Below are 18456 nucleotides of genomic sequence, written 5' to 3'. Positions count from 1 at the left end.
GGACGCCGGGCGGCACGAGGGATCAGACCGGGCGAGCCAGCTGGCTGCTCGGGCGCGGGTAGGGACTGCTGACGTAGGTCTCCGGGGCGGACGCGGAGCTGTAGTGGTGCAGCGTGCGCAGCGCCTGGATCACCATCAGGTAGCAGATGGTGGCTTGGAGGTACTCGAAGAAGCCGGCCAGCGGCCAGATCACCAGCTGGGCCAGGGTGGCGGTCACCACGAAACCGGTATCGGGATGCAGCATCTTCGCCCAGCGATAGTAGAGGAACAGCGATACCGGGATGATGATGAAGGCCAGGAAGCCGAAGCGGAACAGGGTGCCGAACACCCCGACGTCGGAGAGGAAGAAGTACTCGCCGAAATAGGGGATGAAGCCGTTGTTCCACATCAGCGACAGCGAGCCGCTCGGCAACCAGTGGTTCTGGCTGAGGTGGGAGAAGATGAAGCCGAGGGTCTGCTCGCGCACGCCGTCGGTAGGACCGTCCTGCACCGACTGGGCATAGAAGTCCAGATTCAGCCCCAGCACCTTCATCAGATCGGGGAAGATGAAGAAGGGCGACAGCAGCAGCCCCGCCACGCAGATCCAGACGATCGACTTGCTCTTCAGGCAGAACACGGTGAAGCACAGCGCCAGCACGATCAGCTGACGGGTCTGGGTACCGAACACCAGGGTCAGCAGGAAGAACATGGCCAGCACGATATGGACGGTCTTGCTGCGCGCCGAGCCATCGATCGGCGAGATGCCCTTGTTCCAGGTCTGGATGCAGTAGAAGTAGGCCAGGCACAGCGCCGGCGCACCGATGGAAGAGCGATCCGGACGGTCGAAGGAGGACTGCTTGTCACGCAGGTCCGGCAGCGCGCCGAACTTGAACATCCAGGCCATGACGGCGGCCAGCAGCGCGGTGATCAGCAGGGCCTTCTCGAATTGCGAGGCGGTCATGTTGCGCCCGAGGAACATCAGGGTGGCGAAACCGAAGCAGAACAGGATCCGCCGCTCCTCGATCAGGCCATAGATCAGCGGCTGACCGTAGAACAGGAAGGAAAAGATCGCCGGCAACCCGATGAAGACCACCGACGAATAGACGGCGTAGGTCATCAGGATCTTGAATTCGCGCTGCTGGGTGCCAATGCTGGTCAGCAGGTAGAAGAAGGTGAAGGCCATGCAGATGGCCAGATACAGCTCGTTCAGGTAGAGGATGCCGACCGGGTTGTGCGGGCTCTCGCCGAACACGTCCAGGTGCAGGATCAGCAACGGGATCAGGAGAACGAAGGAAACGGTACTTTTACGGAGAATGCTCATAGACCTACCCATCCAGACGGGACCACCGGACGGCTTGTCCGGTGGTCATCTTCCTTGCGGCTGAGAACGCTGCGGGGCAGCCACTCAGGTGCGTCGACTGCTGCGTTCCTTGAGATAGATGGGCAGGATGCTCAGCGCATCGTGCACATAACGCTTGGCCAGCCGCTTGGGCTCCGAGCACAGCCGGTGCAGCCATTCCAGCCTGGCTTTCTGCATCCAGCGCGGTGCGCGCTTGACGGTGCCCACGGCGAACAGGATGGACGCGCCGATGCACAGGCCGACACCGGTACGCTTGCTGCTGTCGATCTGCCGCGCGAGCTTTTCCTGACGCGGCGCCCCTACGGCATAGAGGATGAATTCCGACGGATTCTGCATCACGAAGTCGACGCATTTCTGCGTCTCCAGCGGATCGTTGATGAAGCCCATCGGCGGATTGTAGTGCGCCAGCTGGATGTGCGGATACATCCGGCGCAGCTTGCCGACGTCGTTCTCGCTGGAGCCGATCAGCACCACCGACAGGCGCTCGTCGTTGGCCTTGCGCAGGATGCTCAGGGTCAGATCGCTGCCGGTGATGACCTCGGGCACGGCGACGCCCAGCGACTTGAGGATGGGCATCAGGATCCGGCTGTCGCAGATGCGCTTGCCGGCGCGCTGGTAGGACTCGCGCATGTCGGCATTGCTCTGCAGCTGCACGACATGGTCGATGTTCGGCGTGACGATGTAGCTGTAGGGCCGATGGATGTCCTGGCTGATCGAGTTCAGCAGCTCGTCCTTGGTACCGGTGAAGAAGTCGATACCAAAGGCTTGGGTGCGTAGGTTAGACATGCATCGTCGCTCCCTTGAAGGCGCCCTTGACGCCAGACCAGGCCAGTTTCGGATTCTTGAATTCCTTGAGCACGGTGATGCCGGACAGCAACACGGCGGAGACCAGTGCGTAGGGGGTACCGTGGAACTTGCGATTGAAACGCGTCGCCGCGCGGTTGCGGAAGTAGTGATAGAAGGCGCTACGTCCACCCGAGCTCATGGAGCCGTAATGATAGAGCTGGCTCTCGGGTGAAACCTTAAGGGCGACGCCCTTGCGCTTGGCCTGGTGCTGCCAGTCCACCTCTTCGGAGTACATGAAGTAGGCTTCGTCCATGAATCCGATCTCGGTCAGCAGGCTGGCGCAGAACGCCATGCTGCAGCCCATGATGTAATCGGGTTCACGGTCCAGCTTGGCGATCTCGCTGACCTCGATGTCCTTGCCCAGCAGCTTGGACTTGCCCAGCAGCGGATAGAGGATGCCGCCGCCATAGCACTCCAGGCGACCGGTCTGGGAGCTCAGGATCACCGAACCGACGATGGTCTTGGGCGCGCGCTGCAGTTCGGCCAGCAATGGCGCGAAGGCATCGTCCTTGACGTAGGCGTCGTTGTTGACGACCCAGAAATGCTTGACCGCCAGATTGTCCAGCGCCCAGCGCATGCCGTAGTTGTTGCCACCGGCATAGCCGTCGTTGCGCGGACTGGCGAGCACGGTGACCTGGCTCAGGCCGTTTTCGGCCTGCCAGCGTTGCAGGACGTCGATGGAGCCGTCCTGGGAATCATTGTCCACCACCACCGTGTGATCGATGGACGGGCAGTGCTTGAGGATGCTCTCCACACAACTGATGGTTTCGTTGGGGGCCTTGTAGTTGAGCACCATGACTACGTTCATTGGCGTGTTCCTATTCTTCAGAATCATCAATCCGGTACAGCGTCGAGATCCAAGGCTGCCAAGCGTGGCCGGGTTCAGAGGCGAACCCTTCGAAATCGCTGTGTGAGGTAGTTTCTTGTTCGATGCGCCTGTACGAATACTGCCGCGATCCCTGAAGGGATTGGCTGGACGGCGCTCAGGCCGTCCAGCCGGGGTCGTGCATCAGCTCTTGGCGTCCTGCTCGTAGGAGTAGTGGTAGTTGCCATAGGAGCCGTAGTTACTGGCCTTGCGTTCGACGGCGTTGAAGATCACGCCCTTGAGCGGAATGCCGTTGAGGTCGAAGCGGCGCTTGGTCGCCTCAAGCTCCTTGACACTGTTCACGCCGAAACGTGCGACGATCAGGCTGGTACCGGCGTGGCTGCCGATGATGCCGGCCTCGGTCACCGCCAGGATCGGCGGGGTGTCGATGATCACGATGTCGTACAGCTCGCTGAATTTCTTCAGCACGGTGGTGAAGCGCAAGCTCATCAGCAGTTCCGACGGATTCGGCGGGAACTGGCCGCAGGAGACGAAATCCAGGCTGCCGACTTCGGTCTTCTTGATGGCGTCGTTCAGGGCGATGCGGCCACTCAGCAGATCGGACAGGCCGTCCTGCTGCTTGGTGTTCATCAGCTTGTGCAGATAGCCCTTGCGCATGTCGCCGTCGATCAGCAGGACGCGCTGGCCGGACTCGGCGATCACCGCGGCCAGGTTCGAGGACACGAAGGACTTGCCGACGCCCGGGCTGGGACCGGAGATCATCAGGATGTTGTTCTTGGCCTCGATCATGGCGAAGTGCAGGCTGGTACGCAGGCTGCGCAGCGCCTCGGTGCTCAGATCGGTCGGATGGGTGATGGCGGTCAGCGAGGATTCGCCCGGCTGCTTGGTGCCCAGTACCTTGGTGGTGTCCGCCTGGTTCTTGCTGTAGGGGATCGAGGCGTAGACCGGCAGACCGATCTGCTCGATGGCTTCCGGGGTCTCGACACCGCGACGCAGGGTATGGCGGGTGTAGACGATGGCCAGGCCGACGATGCCGCCGAGGATGATGGCGACGGCGATGATCAGCGGCTTGTTGGGCGCGGACGGATCGTCGACGTTGGCGTTGGCGTTGTCGATGATGCGGACGCTACCCACGGTACCGGCGCGAATGACTTCCAGTTCCTGAGCCTTGTTCAGCATCAGCGCATAGGTCTGGCCGGTCACTTCGATGTCGCGGTTCAGACGCAGCAGTTCCTGCTGGGTTTCCGGCAGCACTTCGACGCGCTTCTGCAGCTTGGCGCGCTCGGCCTGGAGTTGGCCCAGCTGGCTCATCAGCGCCTGGTAGGCCGGGTGCTGGCGAGTGAACTTGCGATCCATCTCGGTGCGCTTCAGGTTCAGCTCGGAGATCTGGTTGTCCAGGGCAACGGTCTGTTCCAGGACACCCTTGGTCTCGCTGTCGATATCGACCGACTTCTTGTTGGTCTGGTAGTAGTTCAGCGCGGACTGAGCCTTTTCCAGGTCGGATTTCACGACCGGGATCTGGGCACGCAGGAATTCCAGACTCTGGGTGGACTCGGCGGCGTTGCGATCGATGTTCTGCTGAACGTAGATGTCCGCGACTTCCTGGACGATGGCCTGGGCCTTCAGCGGATCCGCGTCCTGCAGACCGACACCGATGATGCCCGACATCTTGCCGCGCTCACCGGCGACGATGCGGCCTTGGTATTCCTGGATGGTCTTGGAGAAACGCTTCTTCATGATGGTGAATTCGGTGCCGGGGCGAGCCTGCAGCGTAGTCACCTTGATCTGGTACCCGGCATTGCTCACCGGCTGGCCGAGGCCACCGTGCAGTACCACTTCGTCGTCGGCATTGAAGACGGTGAAGTTCTGGTTGTCCTCGACCTTCAGCTTCATCGGCTTGTCGAGATTGCTGTCCGGTACTTCCAGCTGGTCGATGACCAGCTTCTCGCCGCCCCAGGCAAAGCTGTTCAGGCCGAGCAGGGGAGAGGCGACGTCGGTTTCATTCTGCGGATCGAAACGACGTGCGACGAAGTTGCCGATCAGCGGGAAGTAGCGCGGCTTGACCTCGATATCCAGCTTGAGGTTCTCGATCGCCTTGCCGATCACGGAGCGCGACTTGAGCAGCTCGATCTCGGTCACCGCCTCGGGCATGGGCGGCGGCATGCCGGTGGACTGATCGGTCAGTCGGGTAACGCCCTTCTTCTCCATTTCGATCTGGATCATGGCGTTGGACGAATACATCGGCGTGGCCAGGATGGCATAGCCGATACCGAGCGCAGCGAAAATGCCGATTACCGACAAGAGTTGCCATTTGTAATCGATCAACATACCGAAGAGTGCGGAGAAGTTGATATCCGACTCATTCTTAACTTCGGGAGTAAAGCGAGGCATCGTGGTCATGAAATTCCTTCTTCCCTATTTGATGTATGGAAGCCAACTGTCTACACAGCGCGTCAAAAGTATTTGGACATTTTGAAACATCTCTTTAGAAAGGCGATAAGGGTCTGGTACTTCTTGATTGCTCAACCATTTCCCGATCAGAAAAACCTTACCCCTGACTTCAGGAGCAATACTTTCGACGGAGCGTGAGTGGAACTCTTCCATGGTCAAAATCAAATCCGCCTTGCGCAGCATCTCTGCATCCGCCTGGCGAGCTTTGTGGGTCGTGAAATCGATGCCGTTCTCCCGTAGTAGTACCTCCTGAGCGGTCTTCTCGATGCCGTGGCCGACCAGCGCCCTGATGCCGGCCGAGCCGACCTGGACGTCACGGCCTTCCAGGGCCTTGGCCAGTAGTGCTTCTGCGACCGGGCTACGGCAGATGTTCCCTTCGCATACAACCAATATCGACTTGATCATTCTTCAAAACCTTCCTGTTGTCCGGACAACAGGTATCGACGGCAGATAGCCCAGCAATCCCCTTGGGAGTTGCTCGCTGCCGATGTAATTAGAGTCAGGAGTCCAGGCTCCAGATCGTCGTGCTGAGCAGTGGGGCCAGCGGCCCCGGCCAGACTCAGTATGCGTTCTTATTGATGAAGCCTTTGAACAGCGTGAGGAAGATGATCTTGACGTCCCACCAGAAGGACCAGTGGTGGATGTAGTCCAGATCGAACTCGACGCGTTTCTGCATCTTGTCCAGGGTGTCGGTCTCGCCGCGCCAGCCGTTGACCTGAGCCCAGCCGGTAATGCCGGGCTTCATCTTATGGCGGAGCATGTAGCCCTGCACCAGCTTGCGGTACTGCTCGTTGTGAGCGACGGCATGGGGGCGGGGACCGACGATGGACATTTCGCCGCGGAGTACATTAATGAATTGAGGCAATTCATCGAGAGACGTACGTCGTAAAAATGCACCAAACGGGGTGATCCGGGAGTCATTCTTGGTGGCCTGGGTGACCTTGGCGCCGTTTTCCATGACCTTCATGCTGCGGAATTTCCACACTTCGATCGGCTTGCCATCCATGCCGTAGCGCTTCTGCTTGAAGAAGATCGGACCGGGCGAGGTGATCTTGATGCCGATGGCGATGGCCAGCATGGGCAGGGAGATCATGGCGAGGATGATCGAAGCCAGCACGATGTCCTCGATACGTTTGACGATATGGCTGGCGCCATCCATCGGGGTATCGAAGATGCTGATGCTGGGCAGGCCGTCCAGGCTTTCGCTGCGGGCGTGCAGCAGGTGGAACATGAAGATGTCCGGGATGATGTACACCGAAGCCGTGGTGTCGCTCAGCTCCTGGACCAGCCAGTTGATCTTGCTCTGATCGGCCATGCCCAGGGTGATGTAGACCTTGTCGACCAGGCCGGAGCGGACGTCCTGCATGAGTTGGTCGAGGCCGCCATTCAGCGCCGGGCTGGGCACGCCTTCCTCACCGGTATCCTGGTTGTCGCTATAGAAGCCGGCAATGCGCAGGCCCATCCAGGGCGCCGTGCTGATGGTGTGCGCCAGGCGCTGGGCAACCATGCCGTTGCCGGCGATGGCGACATTGCGGGTATTGATGCCAGCCTTGCGCAGGGAATGCATGATCGAGCGCAGCAGCACGCGATAGCCGCACAGGGTGCCCAGCGTCAGACCCAGCCAGCCCTGCATCACGCCAGGCGTCAGATAGGACTGATCGAAGAAGAAGTAGTCCACCATGAACACGGTCGCGAAGGTCAGCACCCAGTAGGTGGCGATCTTGAGCAGTTCATCGGTGATGCGCTCGCCGCGCCAGGAACCATAGACGTGGTTCAGCTCGGTGAGGAAGTGGAAGATCAGCAAGGACAGGAAGATGACGACCCAATGCTCGGGACGCATGCCGGTGTCCGACGCCCAGGTGCCTGCCACGTAGGCGCTCAGCGTGATCACGGCGAGATCGAGCAGGCGGTGTGCGAGCGAGATTGCCGAGGAATTCGTATGCAAAATGCCGCGTTCTTTCAAATTCATGGTTCCATCCTTGTGCGTATACCGTGCACGAACTTTCAACTGGGCGAGGCAGCTACCAGCGTATGAAATGTTCACTATGGCGCTCTAGGACCGATGACTGACCACCGATCGCTAAATGCCATGATGGCTGTAGCGACGTTAGGACTCGGCACTGATTAAGAGGTTCACACGGTAGAAAGGCCGGACGACGCTGTCGAGTTGCCCCAAATCAGGGCAAATAGCACGCCAGTCGGTCTGCGACGGGGGGAGGGAAGTGAAGAAGGGCGGAGTGCGTCACAACGCGGGCGGACGGCTGGCACACTTCTCTCGCATCAGGGTGCGATGAGTGGCTTGCCCGGGCAGCGGGAGGGGGTAAAACGTTCCGTCGGACTTTAATGCGGGATGCGGAAGTTGTGAGCTGGTTCGCCAAACAATGAGACAGCCAGACCGGTCAGGTCGGGTGTAGGCCAGTCCCTGGCCTGAAACACGCCTCAATGGCGATGGTGGGACTGAAAACTCAGGGGGGAATTGACGGGGAGGCTGGAGATCTTGGAATGCCAGGCTGAGTTTCTCGTGTTGTCGTGCGAGAACAGCAGGAACGACCAGCTGACAAGGAGGGAGGCCACCGCAAGCCAGGGCAGCTGGGCTTGGGCGAAGACGAGGCAACCGGCAACGCCGGTCCAAACGGGCAGGTAGTAGCGCATTTTTGTTATTCCTGCTTTTTTTGCGAGATTGCAACCTAACTATTGTGCAGACTTTGTGAGAAGTCCATCACCAAAAGGTATTTTTTACACTCCTCCGCTCAGATTCCGACAAACGTGCAGGGTAGAGCGGCTGTAGGCCTATACCAAGCGGCGTTTTTCCGCGGTCAGCAGCAGGTTTCGCGGTGTCAGGCTGGCGGGACAGAAGGTCCCCAACCTCACACTGTAACCTTGCTCCTGTAGGAACAGCGCCTGGTCCAGCACCAGCCAGAGCTCCAGAGGACGCCGGAACAGACCGGGCAGCAGTTCGAGATTACGAACTTCTGCCAGCCGCTGGAAGCCCCGGTGTTCCCAGAGGGGCCAGTCGATCCCGGTGGGCAGCCGCAATCCCTTGCGCCGCGCCAGTTCCGCACCGAAGGCCGAGAAGGGCTGGCGCAGCCAGTGGCTGGGCAGCGGCGGCGTATTCAGATAGGTATCGCAGCCCCTGATCTCGCGCTGCAGGAGATCGAATCCCAGCCGGCGGGCCATGGACAGGTCTCTGTCCCGCCGCACCCGCTGCCCGCCGGTGACGGTTTCACAGAGGGCCAGGCGCAGGGCTTCCCGGTCCAGCCGCAGCGCCGAGGCCTTGGCCGGCACCGACAGCGGACCATATGCCGCAGCGGCGATGCGGTCATAGCAGCAGGGCGCCAGGGCCAGTTGCTGGCAGCCCCGTTCCGCGGCCACCCTGAGCAGCTGGACGTGCAGGTCGCCGCAGGCGTGCAGGGCGACGGGGGTGTCGCGACTGCCGAGCGGTGCTCCTGCCAGCGGCTGGAGCACATCGGCCTGATAATGGTGCACCAGGGTTCGAGCCCGGTGGCTGAGCCTTTCGCCCTCCTCGACGAGAGCCGCATCGACCTCCAGGCAGACGGCCGGCGCACCCTGATGGGTCAGGTGCCTGGCGAGGTGGCCCTTGCCCGCACACCAGTCGACCCAGCGCTGTACGGGTTGCTGAAAGTCCAGCGTGCGGGCGAAGGCTTCTATCTGCAGCCATTTGCGTCCGGGCACGTCGACTTCCTGCCTGCCAGGCCGATCGCGACCGGGCTGCGCCTGGCGCTCCTCGACCTGACCCAGCGCCAGCGAGGTGGCGGCCAGCGAGCGGAAGGGTTCAGGTGCTTCCAGCAGCTGGGGAGTATTATGGGCCGCCTCGGCCGCTTCCAGACTGCGGGCCCGCAGCCAGCGGGCCAGATCCGGATGGCTCGATTCCCAGGCCAGTTCGCGTTCGACGAAGGGTCTGGGCCGCCACAGGTGCTGATGCCGGGTCAGAAAGAGATCCAGGGCGGTGAAGCGGTCTAGCAAGTCGGCGGCAAGCATGATGGCATTAGGCAATGACGGGATTGGCAGGAAGGCAGGGCCTGGCCACTATTGTCACTTCGCCCAGGCAGACTTGGGTATCGAAATTTCCGGCGCCCGGCTGCGCCAGCTGAGCCTTGCTCGACGACATTCGGACCCTGGCTTCCGGTAGCTGAAGCGCGCGAGGCCGAGCGGTGACCGTGAGTCAGCTTGATGAATCGATTTATCTCAAAGCCGGACATCTGGTCGTGTCACCACTACTTGTCGCGCTAACATTGTCTGTTCGGTATATCCCAGAAGGAAAATCCTATGAAGCCAACCTCCCCGCACAAGCTGCGTCTAGCGTTCAGATCCCTGCTGAAATCGGACAGTTGCTACCACACGGCGTCCGTCTTCGATCCCATGTCGGCGCGCATCGCCAATGATCTCGGTTTCGAAATGGGCATCCTTGGCGGGTCGGTGGCTTCCCTGCAGGTGCTGGCCGCGCCGGACTTCGCCCTGATCACCCTGAGCGAGTTCGTCGAGCAGGCCACGCGCATCGGTCGGGTCGCCCGGCTGCCCATCATCGCCGACGCCGATCATGGCTACGGCAATGCGCTGAACGTGATGCGCACCATCACCGAGCTCGAACGCGCCGGGGTGGCTGCCCTGACCATCGAGGACACCGTGCTGCCGGCCGGCTATGGCCGCAAGTCCACCGACCTGGTGAGCGTCGAGGAAGGCATCGGCAAGATCAAGGGCGCGCTGGAAGCCCGTATCGACGAAGCCCTGAGCATCTTTGCCCGGACCAATGCCACCGAATTGAGCACCGCGGAAGTCATCTCCCGCACCAAGGCCTACGAGGCCGCAGGCGCGGACGGTATCTGCATGGTCGGCATTCGCGATTTCGCGCACCTGGAAGAGATCACCCAGCACCTGAGCGTGCCGGTGATGCTGGTGACCTACGGCAATCCCCAGTTGCGTGACAACGCCCGCCTGGCCAAGGCCGGGGTGCGGGTCGTGGTGAACGGCCATGCCGCCTACTTCGCGGCGATCAAGGCGACCTATGATTGCCTCAGGGAGCAGCGCGACATCACCGCGTCCGACCTGTCCGCATCGGAACTCTCCACCAAGTACTCGACACTGCAGGAGTATCGAGTCTGGGCGCGGGAATTCATGGACGTGAAGGAGTAACCATCAGGCCGTGCTCAGCGAACTCGGCTGCAGGCCCTTGCTGGGAAAGGGCGTCACGATGTCCAGATCCAGGTCGGCGGGCAGGTGCAGAGCGGCGACCCGGGCTTCGACGAAGGCGCGCATTTCCTGACGGAAGCGCTTGGTGGCGAAGCGCTCGGCATTCTGCCGGCACGCCTGCTGGCTGATCGGTGTTTCCAGGGCCTCGAACTGGCGCACGGCGGCGCATAGCGAGGCAGCGGTCTGCTCCGGATAGAAGACGCCGGTCGGCTGTTGCGTATCCAGGCCGCGCACGGTTTCCAGGACGCCACCCCGGCCATAGGCGATGACGGGGGTACCGCAGGCCTGGGCTTCGATGGGGGTGATGCCGAAATCTTCCTCGGCGGCAAAGACGAAGGCCCGCGCCCGGCGCATGTGATCCAGCAGGCAGTCGAAATCCTGGTAGCCCAGCATGGTGACGTTGGGGCCGGCGACTTCCTTGGCCTTCTCGAATTCGGGGCCGGCGCCGATCACCACCAGCTTCTTGTCGGGCATCGAGCTGAAGGCTTCGACGATCATGGGCATGCGCTTGTAGGGCACCATGCGCGAGGCCGTGAGATAGAAGTCCTCCTTGCCGCCGCTGGGCGTGAAGCGACTGATGTCGACCGGCGGATAGATGACCTTGGCTTCGCGGCGATAGGCCTTGCTGATGCGCCGGGCGATGAAGTGGGAGTTGGCGACGAAGGCGTCCACGCCAGCGGCGGTGCGCTGATCCCAGATGCGGACGTAGTGCAGGATGACGCGCGCCAGCTTGCCCTTGAGGCCGCGGTCGAGACCGGCTTCCTTGAGGTACTGGTGCTGCAGGTCCCAGGCGTAGCGGATGGGCGAGTGGACGTAGCTGATGTGCAGCTGGTCCGGACCGGTCAGGACGCCCTTGGCCACCGCATGGCTGCTGGAGATGATCAGGTCGTAGCCGGACAGGTCGAGTTGCTCGATGGCGTGCGGCATCAGCGGCAGGTAGGTCTGATAGCGCTTCTTGGCCTGGGGCAGGCGCTGGATGAAGGTGGTGGTCGCCTGCTTGCCCTGCAATTGCGCCCGATCCTCGTCCGAAAGGAAGTCGATCACGCTGAACAGGTCCGCCTCCGGCCAGATGTCGAGCAGTTCGGCAAGCACGCGTTCGGCGCCAGCAAAGGTTACCAACCAATCGTGAACGATGGCGATTTTCATGTCGTCTTCCTTAAGCGTGAAATGAAATCAAGTGCTGGTGCTGATTCATGGAGTGCGGGTCTTTCTGGTCACTGCATATCCCCAGGGCAGCCGGGTGATCTCGATGCTGTCCGAAGGGCTGTCGAGCTCGTGCAACTTGATGGTTGGGCTTTGTGCAAAGACGGTGTCTGTTGCAGGCGTTTCGCAAGCAGCGGCGTTATCCGGACATTCCGCGGTCGCTGCCGCGATGTCGTCCGAGCCGCCTTGCAGTAGGTGGCATTCAGCGACCTGAAGGACGCGCCCGGACGTTCTCGTGTCGTTGTCGAGCGTCAGGGGTACCGAGGAGCGGCTCTGGCCTGCCATGGCGTTGCTTGTCTCTTCCATGAGTTCTTGATCGCTGAATTATTGTTCTGTGGTCGTTTCAGGCGGCCCTGGCCGTGGTCTTCGAGGAGCTCGCCAGGGCGCTGTCCAGCAGGTCGGAGACCTTGCTGGCCGAGGTCTGCCAGTTGAAGCGCTGGATGTTGGCCAGGCCCTTGGCGCGGAGCGCCTCCCTGAGCGGTGCGTCCTGCAGGATGGTGCGCATCGCCTGGGTGATGCTGGCCGTCTCGTAGGGGTCGAAATAGAGGACGCTGTCCTGCAGCACTTCCGGCATGGAGGCGGTATTGGCCGAGATCACCGGGCAGCCGCAGGCCTGGGCTTCGAGGGGCGGGATGCCGAACCCCTCGTAGAGCGACGGAAAGACGAAGGCGGTGGCCTGGCGATACTGGCGCGCCAGTTCGGCATCGTCGATGCGGCCGAGCAGCTTGACCCGCGGATCCCTGGCGGCCAGGGTCGCCAGATCGCTCTGGCCGAACACGGCGTGGCTGTCGCCGACGATACGCAATTCGACCTTGAGGTCCCGCGGCAGGGCGGCGAAGGCTTCCAGCATCCGCGAGAAGTTCTTGTGGTAGCTGGGCGAGGACACCGCCAGCAGATAGGGGGTATCGGCGCTGTCGATTCGCGGCGCCAGGGTGAAGGCGTCGGCGACGGCATTGGGTACGACCGTGATCGAGTCGCTCGGGTAGCGATAGAAGCGCGAGATCTCGTCCCGGGAGAATTCACTCACGGTGATCAGGGCATTCGAGCGCTTGAGCAGCATGGGGATCAGGCAGCGGTACGAGGTGCGGAATTTCCACGAGTAACTCTCTGGAAAGCGCACGTAGTTGATGTCGTGGTGGGTGGCGATCTGGTTGGTATAGAGCAGCGGCGCCGTGCTGCACAGCGACAGCAGCAGGGGGCTGCCCTGGCTCTTCAGCCAGTTCGGCAGGTCCCATTGCTCCCAGCGCTGGCCCTGGCGGGTGCCGATGATCTCGATGTTCAGCCGCTTGGCCACGTCGGGCCTGACGACGCCGGGCGGCGCGACGAAGCGCAGGTCGGATCGCAGCTTCGCCAGCTCCAGCGAGATGCATTCCGCGAAGCGCTGGACGCCGCGAAGATCCTGGGTGATGAAGCGGGAATTGACGATGATCATGATTCTGCCCGTTGCCGTGACCTGGGGTGGATCAGTTGGAAAGCTGTGTGTGAGGTACGTGAAGCGGCTTGGTGGAGCCGTGTTGCGCCTTGCCCAGGACGTCCTCGAAGAGCGTCAGGTACTGGTCAAGCATGGTGTCCATGCTCAGCAGATCGGCCACCGCGGTGCGACTCAGCAGACTCAGCCGCTGGCGCAGCTCGGCATCGTCATGCAGGCACTGCAGGGCGCGGCCCAGGGAGTCGCGGTCGTCGGGATTGCAGAGCAGGCCGTTGACCCCATCGCGGACGATCTCCGGCAGGCCGCCCATGCGGCTGGCGATGACCGGTTTGCGGAAGGCGCAGGCCTCGACGGCGACCATGCCGAAGGGCTCGGCCCACAGCGACGGCGCGACGAAGACGTCGATGCTCCGATAGAAGGCCTCGGGCTTCTGATAGCCGACGAAGCTGACCTTTTGCGGATCGGCCATTGCCTTGAGCTGGGTTTCGTAATCCAGCTGGCCCTTGCCGGCGATGGTCAGGGTCGCGTTGAGCGACAGCCGCTGGAACTGCTCGATCAGCCAGCCCACGCCCTTGTTCTCCGACAGGGTGCCCATGTAGCCGAAGCGGACGACGCCGTCCGGACTAGGGGTCGCGGTCTCGGCATTGCTGCCGGCGATCAGGCTGGCGTTATGGATCACCTGGCGTGGAACGCCGCCGAAGTAGCCCTTGTTGACGATGGTATCCAGCAGGTAGCGACTGACGCCGACGACGGCATCCACCTTGGCGGACTGCTCGGCGTGGGGCCGGCGCAGGGCCGCGCAGCTGCCACAGAGTTTCTGGCAGCTCTGGCCCTTCTTGAACAGGGTGTTCTTCGGGCACAGCAGGTACATGTCGTGCAGCACCTGCACGATGGGAACGCCGCTGGCGCGGATCTCGTCCCAGGCCGCGACCGACCAGCCGGACAGGTTGTGGCACACCACCAGGTCCGGCTTTTCCTGTTGCAGCACCTGGCGCAGGGGCGCTCGCATCGCGCTGTTGTACTGGTCGCGAAAGTGCCAGCCGAAGCGCGCCAGCGGACCGGGGCGCTGCTGGGTCAGGGGCCAGTAGAAATTCTTCAGCCCGGCGCGATAGACGCGAACGTCGTTCACCGTCTCCTGCCGCACACCCTGCTCGGGACCGGTCACCAGCACGGCCACGTCGTGACCGCGCTGCTGGAAGCCTTCCACGCTGCGTTGCAGGATGAGCTCCGCGCCACCGCCCACATGGGGCGGATAGAAGCTGTTGAGAAAGAGCAGTTTCATAGCGGATAGCTGCGGTTTATCCCCAGCGCGCCGGTTTCGCCGTCCTGGACCGCCTGCCGGATCAGCGCCAGGCGCTGACGGCTCTTGTCGTCACGGGCGAACAGCTTGAGCAGGGTGTGGAAGACGTAGCGGTTGAGGCTGTACATCGGCCGCGAGCTGGCCCAGACGTTCTTGTCGAACCAGGCCTGGTTGCGCGCGGCGTAGTAGGCACGGAAGTCCGAGCCGGCCTGCAGGTAGTTCTGGTAGACGTTGCTGGTGCCTTCCTTGATGTTCCAGGAGTGCTCCAGTTCTTCGAGCTCCGCCTCGGTGACCATGAACAGCTTTCCGCCGGCCTGGGTGATGCGGTAGGTGTACTCGGTGTCGTCGGAGTAGAGCACCAGCTCGCGCAGGGGCAGGCCGATGCGCTCATAGAGGCTGCGGTGGGCGAGCATGCCGCCATAGGGGGCGAAGGGCAGCTCGACCAGGGCTTCCGGCTGGCCACCGCGCGGACGGCCCCAGGGCAGGCGGCGCCAGATCTTGTAGGGGATGCGGGCCACGTGAAAGCCGAAGTAGCTCGAACGCGGCTGGGTGATCATCCGCGTCGGGATGCACTGGGCGATGTCGGCCTGCTGGGTCGGCCGGTAGCCGAGCACGGCGACCTTGTCGCGACCGTGGACGGCGCCGAGTTCGTCGAGGCGACGGTGCAGCACGTCGAGGGCATCGCCCAGGGGTGCGTTGTCGTCGTCCATCATCCAGATATGGGTGGTATCGGTGGCCAGGGCCGCTTCCAGGGCCACGGCGTAACCGTTGGCGGAACCGGTGTTCTCGCTCAGGGCGATCACCTTGACCTGACCGGGCCAGCGGGTCTCGAGGCTATCCAGCGACACCGTCGCCGCATTGCTCACCACGACGACCTGGTGAATGGTGCGTTCGGCCAGGGCGCGGGTGACCAGCTGCTCCAGATAGCCGAGGCGATTGCCGTAGGTGACGGTAACGACCGTGGTCTTGCATTGCATGAACAGATTCCTCCAAAGGGCCTTACAGTTCTTGGTCAGGCGCGCAGCCGCTGGTTGACGGTGGCGACTGCCGACAGTTGATCAAGAGCGACGCTGACCCGTTGTTCGCGTTGCAGGATGCGCAGCAGGATGATGGCCCGTTCGTTGCCATCGGCACTCAGGAACACGGCGTCCATTTCCAGCTCCTGGCTGTACTGGACCCGCACGGTCTCACCGGGCTGATGGCTGGGTGCAGGCTCCGCCAGCGCGGCGAGGCGCTGGCGGATGTCGTCGATGATGCCTTCGCTCACGGCCGTCGGCTGGGTGCCGAAACTGACGATCCGATTGACGCCGCGCGTCGAGCGGATGGGGTACCAGTTGTCGTTCACGTCGTTGAGCTGAATGAACAGGTACCCCGGGAACAGCGACTCGCTGCCGCTCGCGCGACTTCTGCCGGTGGCCTTGCGCTCGCGCTGGGGCCGGAAGCAGACGTAACCCTGTCTGCTCAGGTTTTCTTCGGCGCGGACTTCCTGGTTGGGCTTGGTCTGCACCAGATACCAGTGACCGGCGGGATGGGCGAGCGTCATGGGCGAGTTCCTTCTCTAGGGGCAGTCAGGCGCGGCGGAGCGGCGTATCAGGTACGGGGGCCGTATTCGTAGTAGCCGTAGACGCCATCGTCTTCCATGGACGTCGAGGCCTTGCGCTGCACGCCGTTGAGGATGGCGCCCTTGATGGTGATGCCGTTCTGGGCGAAGCGACGACGGGAGTTCTCCACCGCCTTGAGGGTGCTCTGACCGAAACGGGTGACCAGCAGCGTGGTGCCGGCGAGGCGACCCACCAGGGCGGCATCGGTTACCGCCAGGATCGGCGGGGTATCGATGATCACCAGGTCGTAGAGGCTGCCCACTTCGTCCAGCAGACGGGAGAAGTTGGCGTGCATCAGCAGCTCCGAGGGATTCGGCGCGGCCTGGCCACAGCTGATGATGTCCAGTTGGGCGATACCGCTCGGCACGATGGTTTCACGCAGCTTGCTGCGACCGGTCAGCAGCTCGGACAGGCCGGCTTGCGGTTGCAGGCCGAACACGCGGTGCAGATAGCCCTTGCGCATGTCGGCGTCGATCAGCAGCACGCGCTGACCCGATTGGGCGACCACGGTGGCGAGGTTGCTGGAAACGAAGGATTTGCCGACGCCCGGGGTCGGGCTGGAAATCATGATCACCCGGTTCTTGGCTTCCAGCATGGCGAAGTGCAGGCTGGATCTCAGGCTGCGCAGGGATTCCACCGCCAGGTTGGCCGGTTGCACCACGCTCAGCAGGTTGGGTTCGCCGGTACGGGTCTTCTTCTTCAGGCGACGGTTCAGGCGCTCCTGATCCTTGGTGAAGGGCAGGGTGGAATAGACCGGCAGGCCGATCTGCTCGACGGTGTCGGGATTCTCGATGCCCTTCTGGAAGGCCTGGCGGACGAACACCACCACCACGGAGGTGACCAGACCCAGCAGCAGCGACAGGATCAGCGCGATCTTGCGATTGGTGGCCGGCTCGTCGAGGTTGACGTCGGCGTTGTCGACCAGACGCACGTTGCCGATGGTGCCGGCGCGGATGATGTCCTGTTCCTGGGCCTGGTTGAGCAGCAGCTGATAGGTCTGGTTGGTGACCTTCATGTCGCGGTTCAGGCGCAGCAGTTCCTGCTGGGTGCTGGGCAGGGCTTCCACCTTGCGCTGCAGACTGCGTTTTTCCACTTCCAGCTGGGCGAGCTGGTTCAGCAGGGTCTTGTAGCTGGGGTGATCGCGGGTATAGAGGCGATCGTATTCGGCCTGCTTGAGCTTGAGCTGGGAGATGTTGGTGTCGAGGGTGACGATCTTGTCCAGGACGGCCTTGGTTTCCAGGCTGATGTCCACGGAGCGGCTGTTGGTCTGATAGCTGTTCAGGGCCGCTTCGGCGCTTTCCAGGTCCTTGCGCACCGCCGGCAGCTGGCCGCGCAGGAAGTCCAGGCGCTGGGCGGCTTCCGCCGAGCTGCGCTCGACATTCTGCATGACGTACAGGCGGCTGATCTCGGACAGGACGCTCTTGGCCAGGTCGGGATTCTCGTCCGCCAGGGACAGGTAGATGATCCCCGACTCCTTGCCGGCTTCGCTGGTCTTGATGCGATTCTGATAGAGCTGCGCGGTGGTGATGACGCGATTGCGGGTCACCTTGAATTCGGTACCGGGGCGCGCGGTCAGGGTCTTGATCTGCATGCGATAGCCGTTACCGGTGGCCATCTGGCCGACCTGGCCGTCGAGCAGGGGCTGCTTGTCCTTGTCCAGCAGGCGATAGCGACCGTTGCTGCCGGCGACCACCGTCAGGGTCTCGCCGTACATGTCGTCCGGGACGTCGAACTGGAAGACGTCGATCTGCTCGCCGCCCCAGGCGAAGCCGCGCAGTTGCGGCCAGCTGTCCGCCAGCTGACCTGGCTTCTCGGCTTCGTAGTGGCGCCACAGGTAGTGGCCGATCAGCGGGAAGAAGCGCGGCTTGGCCTCGATGTCCAGGCGCAGATTCTCCACGGTCTTGGTCAGCACCGCGCGCGACTTCAGCAGCTCGATCTCGGCCACGGCCGGCGAGGCCGAATTGGGTCGCACCACGGTCTCGGCGACCGCCGTGAGCGCATTCTTCTTGGGTTCGATCTGGATCATCGCCCCGGCGACGTACTGCGGGGTGGACAGCACGGCGTAGGTGATGCCCACGGCCAGAAAGCCCGCGGTGATGCCCGCGATCAGCTTCTTGTGGTCAAGAAGCGTGAGGGCCATCGTCTTGAGATCCAGATGTTGTTCTTCGTGTTGTTCGAACGAAGAGCGCTGCATGACGGTCATTGGGGTCCCTTCCTTTTAGCTGGATACCTGGCAGCCGGAAAACTGCTCTG

General features: G+C 62.4%; 16 protein-coding genes. 1 reads left to right on the top strand and 15 read right to left on the bottom strand.

What is annotated here, in order from left to right; genetic code table 11:
• Window positions 1–22: 22 nt before the first annotated feature.
• The 8 genes from PVZ77_RS13070 to PVZ77_RS13035 all read right to left on the bottom strand — a co-directional run bounded on the left by PVZ77_RS13070 (window position 23) and on the right by PVZ77_RS13035 (window position 9461).
• Window positions 23–1300: a hypothetical protein gene (locus tag PVZ77_RS13070; protein WP_273806899.1), complete on the bottom strand. Its 1278-nt coding sequence runs from the start codon at window positions 1298–1300 to the stop codon at window positions 23–25.
• An 84-nt stretch (window positions 1301–1384) separates the two neighbouring features.
• Window positions 1385–2125, bottom strand: a complete 741-nt coding sequence (locus tag PVZ77_RS13065; RefSeq protein WP_158889710.1) for a WecB/TagA/CpsF family glycosyltransferase — start codon at window positions 2123–2125, stop codon at window positions 1385–1387.
• Window positions 2118–2993, bottom strand: coding sequence for a glycosyltransferase family 2 protein (locus PVZ77_RS13060; protein WP_273806898.1), 876 nt, complete (start codon window positions 2991–2993; stop codon window positions 2118–2120). Before PVZ77_RS13060 ends, PVZ77_RS13065 begins: the two co-directional genes overlap by 8 nt.
• 201 nt (window positions 2994–3194) lie before the next feature.
• Window positions 3195–5411 (bottom strand): polysaccharide biosynthesis tyrosine autokinase, encoded by a 2217-nt coding sequence (locus PVZ77_RS13055; RefSeq protein WP_133860421.1) that lies wholly within the window; start codon window positions 5409–5411, stop codon window positions 3195–3197.
• A gap of 15 nt (window positions 5412–5426) precedes the next feature.
• Window positions 5427–5867 carry a low molecular weight protein-tyrosine-phosphatase gene (locus tag PVZ77_RS13050; RefSeq protein WP_133860422.1) on the bottom strand — a complete coding sequence of 147 codons (441 nt, stop codon included), beginning with the start codon at window positions 5865–5867 and terminating at the stop codon, window positions 5427–5429.
• A gap of 154 nt (window positions 5868–6021) precedes the next feature.
• On the bottom strand, window positions 6022–7431 hold the full coding sequence (locus PVZ77_RS13045; RefSeq protein ID WP_133860423.1) for an undecaprenyl-phosphate glucose phosphotransferase: 1410 nt from the start codon (window positions 7429–7431) through the stop codon (window positions 6022–6024).
• A 470-nt stretch (window positions 7432–7901) separates the two neighbouring features.
• Window positions 7902–8114, bottom strand: coding sequence for a hypothetical protein (locus tag PVZ77_RS13040; protein ID WP_133860424.1), 213 nt, complete (start codon window positions 8112–8114; stop codon window positions 7902–7904).
• Between the two features lie 138 nt (window positions 8115–8252).
• Entirely contained in the window at window positions 8253–9461 is a 1209-nt protein-coding gene (locus PVZ77_RS13035; protein ID WP_273806897.1) for a methyltransferase, read from the bottom strand.
• Between the two features lie 288 nt (window positions 9462–9749).
• Here PVZ77_RS13035 and PVZ77_RS13030 point away from each other — a divergent pair, with 288 nt between their 5' ends.
• Window positions 9750–10613: an isocitrate lyase/PEP mutase family protein gene (locus PVZ77_RS13030; RefSeq protein WP_133860426.1), complete on the top strand. Its 864-nt coding sequence runs from the start codon at window positions 9750–9752 to the stop codon at window positions 10611–10613.
• 3 nt (window positions 10614–10616) lie between these two features.
• Here the strand turns inward: PVZ77_RS13030 and PVZ77_RS13025 are convergent, their stop codons facing one another.
• From PVZ77_RS13025 to PVZ77_RS12995, 7 genes are read right to left on the bottom strand one after another with little or no spacing between them, the layout of a single operon-like run.
• A complete protein-coding gene (locus PVZ77_RS13025; protein ID WP_273806896.1) occupies window positions 10617–11816 on the bottom strand; it encodes a glycosyltransferase family 4 protein in 1200 nt (399 codons plus the stop codon).
• A gap of 45 nt (window positions 11817–11861) precedes the next feature.
• Window positions 11862–12179 (bottom strand): hypothetical protein, encoded by a 318-nt coding sequence (locus tag PVZ77_RS13020; protein WP_273806895.1) that lies wholly within the window; start codon window positions 12177–12179, stop codon window positions 11862–11864.
• Between the two features lie 37 nt (window positions 12180–12216).
• Entirely contained in the window at window positions 12217–13305 is a 1089-nt protein-coding gene (locus tag PVZ77_RS13015) for a glycosyltransferase family 4 protein (protein WP_133860429.1), read from the bottom strand.
• A 31-nt stretch (window positions 13306–13336) separates the two neighbouring features.
• The gene (locus PVZ77_RS13010) at window positions 13337–14584 is read right to left on the bottom strand and encodes a glycosyltransferase family 4 protein (RefSeq protein WP_273806894.1); all 1248 of its coding nucleotides are present in this window, start codon (window positions 14582–14584) and stop codon (window positions 13337–13339) included.
• Window positions 14581–15579 (bottom strand): glycosyltransferase, encoded by a 999-nt coding sequence (locus PVZ77_RS13005; protein ID WP_183631823.1) that lies wholly within the window; start codon window positions 15577–15579, stop codon window positions 14581–14583. Before PVZ77_RS13005 ends, PVZ77_RS13010 begins: the two co-directional genes overlap by 4 nt.
• Before the next feature lie 35 nt (window positions 15580–15614).
• The gene (gene rfaH, locus PVZ77_RS13000) at window positions 15615–16145 is read right to left on the bottom strand and encodes a transcription/translation regulatory transformer protein RfaH (RefSeq protein ID WP_273806893.1); all 531 of its coding nucleotides are present in this window, start codon (window positions 16143–16145) and stop codon (window positions 15615–15617) included.
• A 47-nt stretch (window positions 16146–16192) separates the two neighbouring features.
• Window positions 16193–18406 carry a polysaccharide biosynthesis tyrosine autokinase gene (locus PVZ77_RS12995; RefSeq protein WP_273806892.1) on the bottom strand — a complete coding sequence of 738 codons (2214 nt, stop codon included), beginning with the start codon at window positions 18404–18406 and terminating at the stop codon, window positions 16193–16195.
• Between the last annotated feature and the right edge of the window lie 50 nt (window positions 18407–18456).

Source organism: Pseudomonas sp. SHLD1 (genome assembly GCF_028640935.1).
Taxonomy (GTDB): Bacteria; Pseudomonadota; Gammaproteobacteria; order Pseudomonadales; family Pseudomonadaceae; genus Chryseomonas; species Chryseomonas aestiva.
Note: the sequence above shows the minus strand (reverse complement) of the source record. Positions and strands in the feature narration are given on the sequence as shown.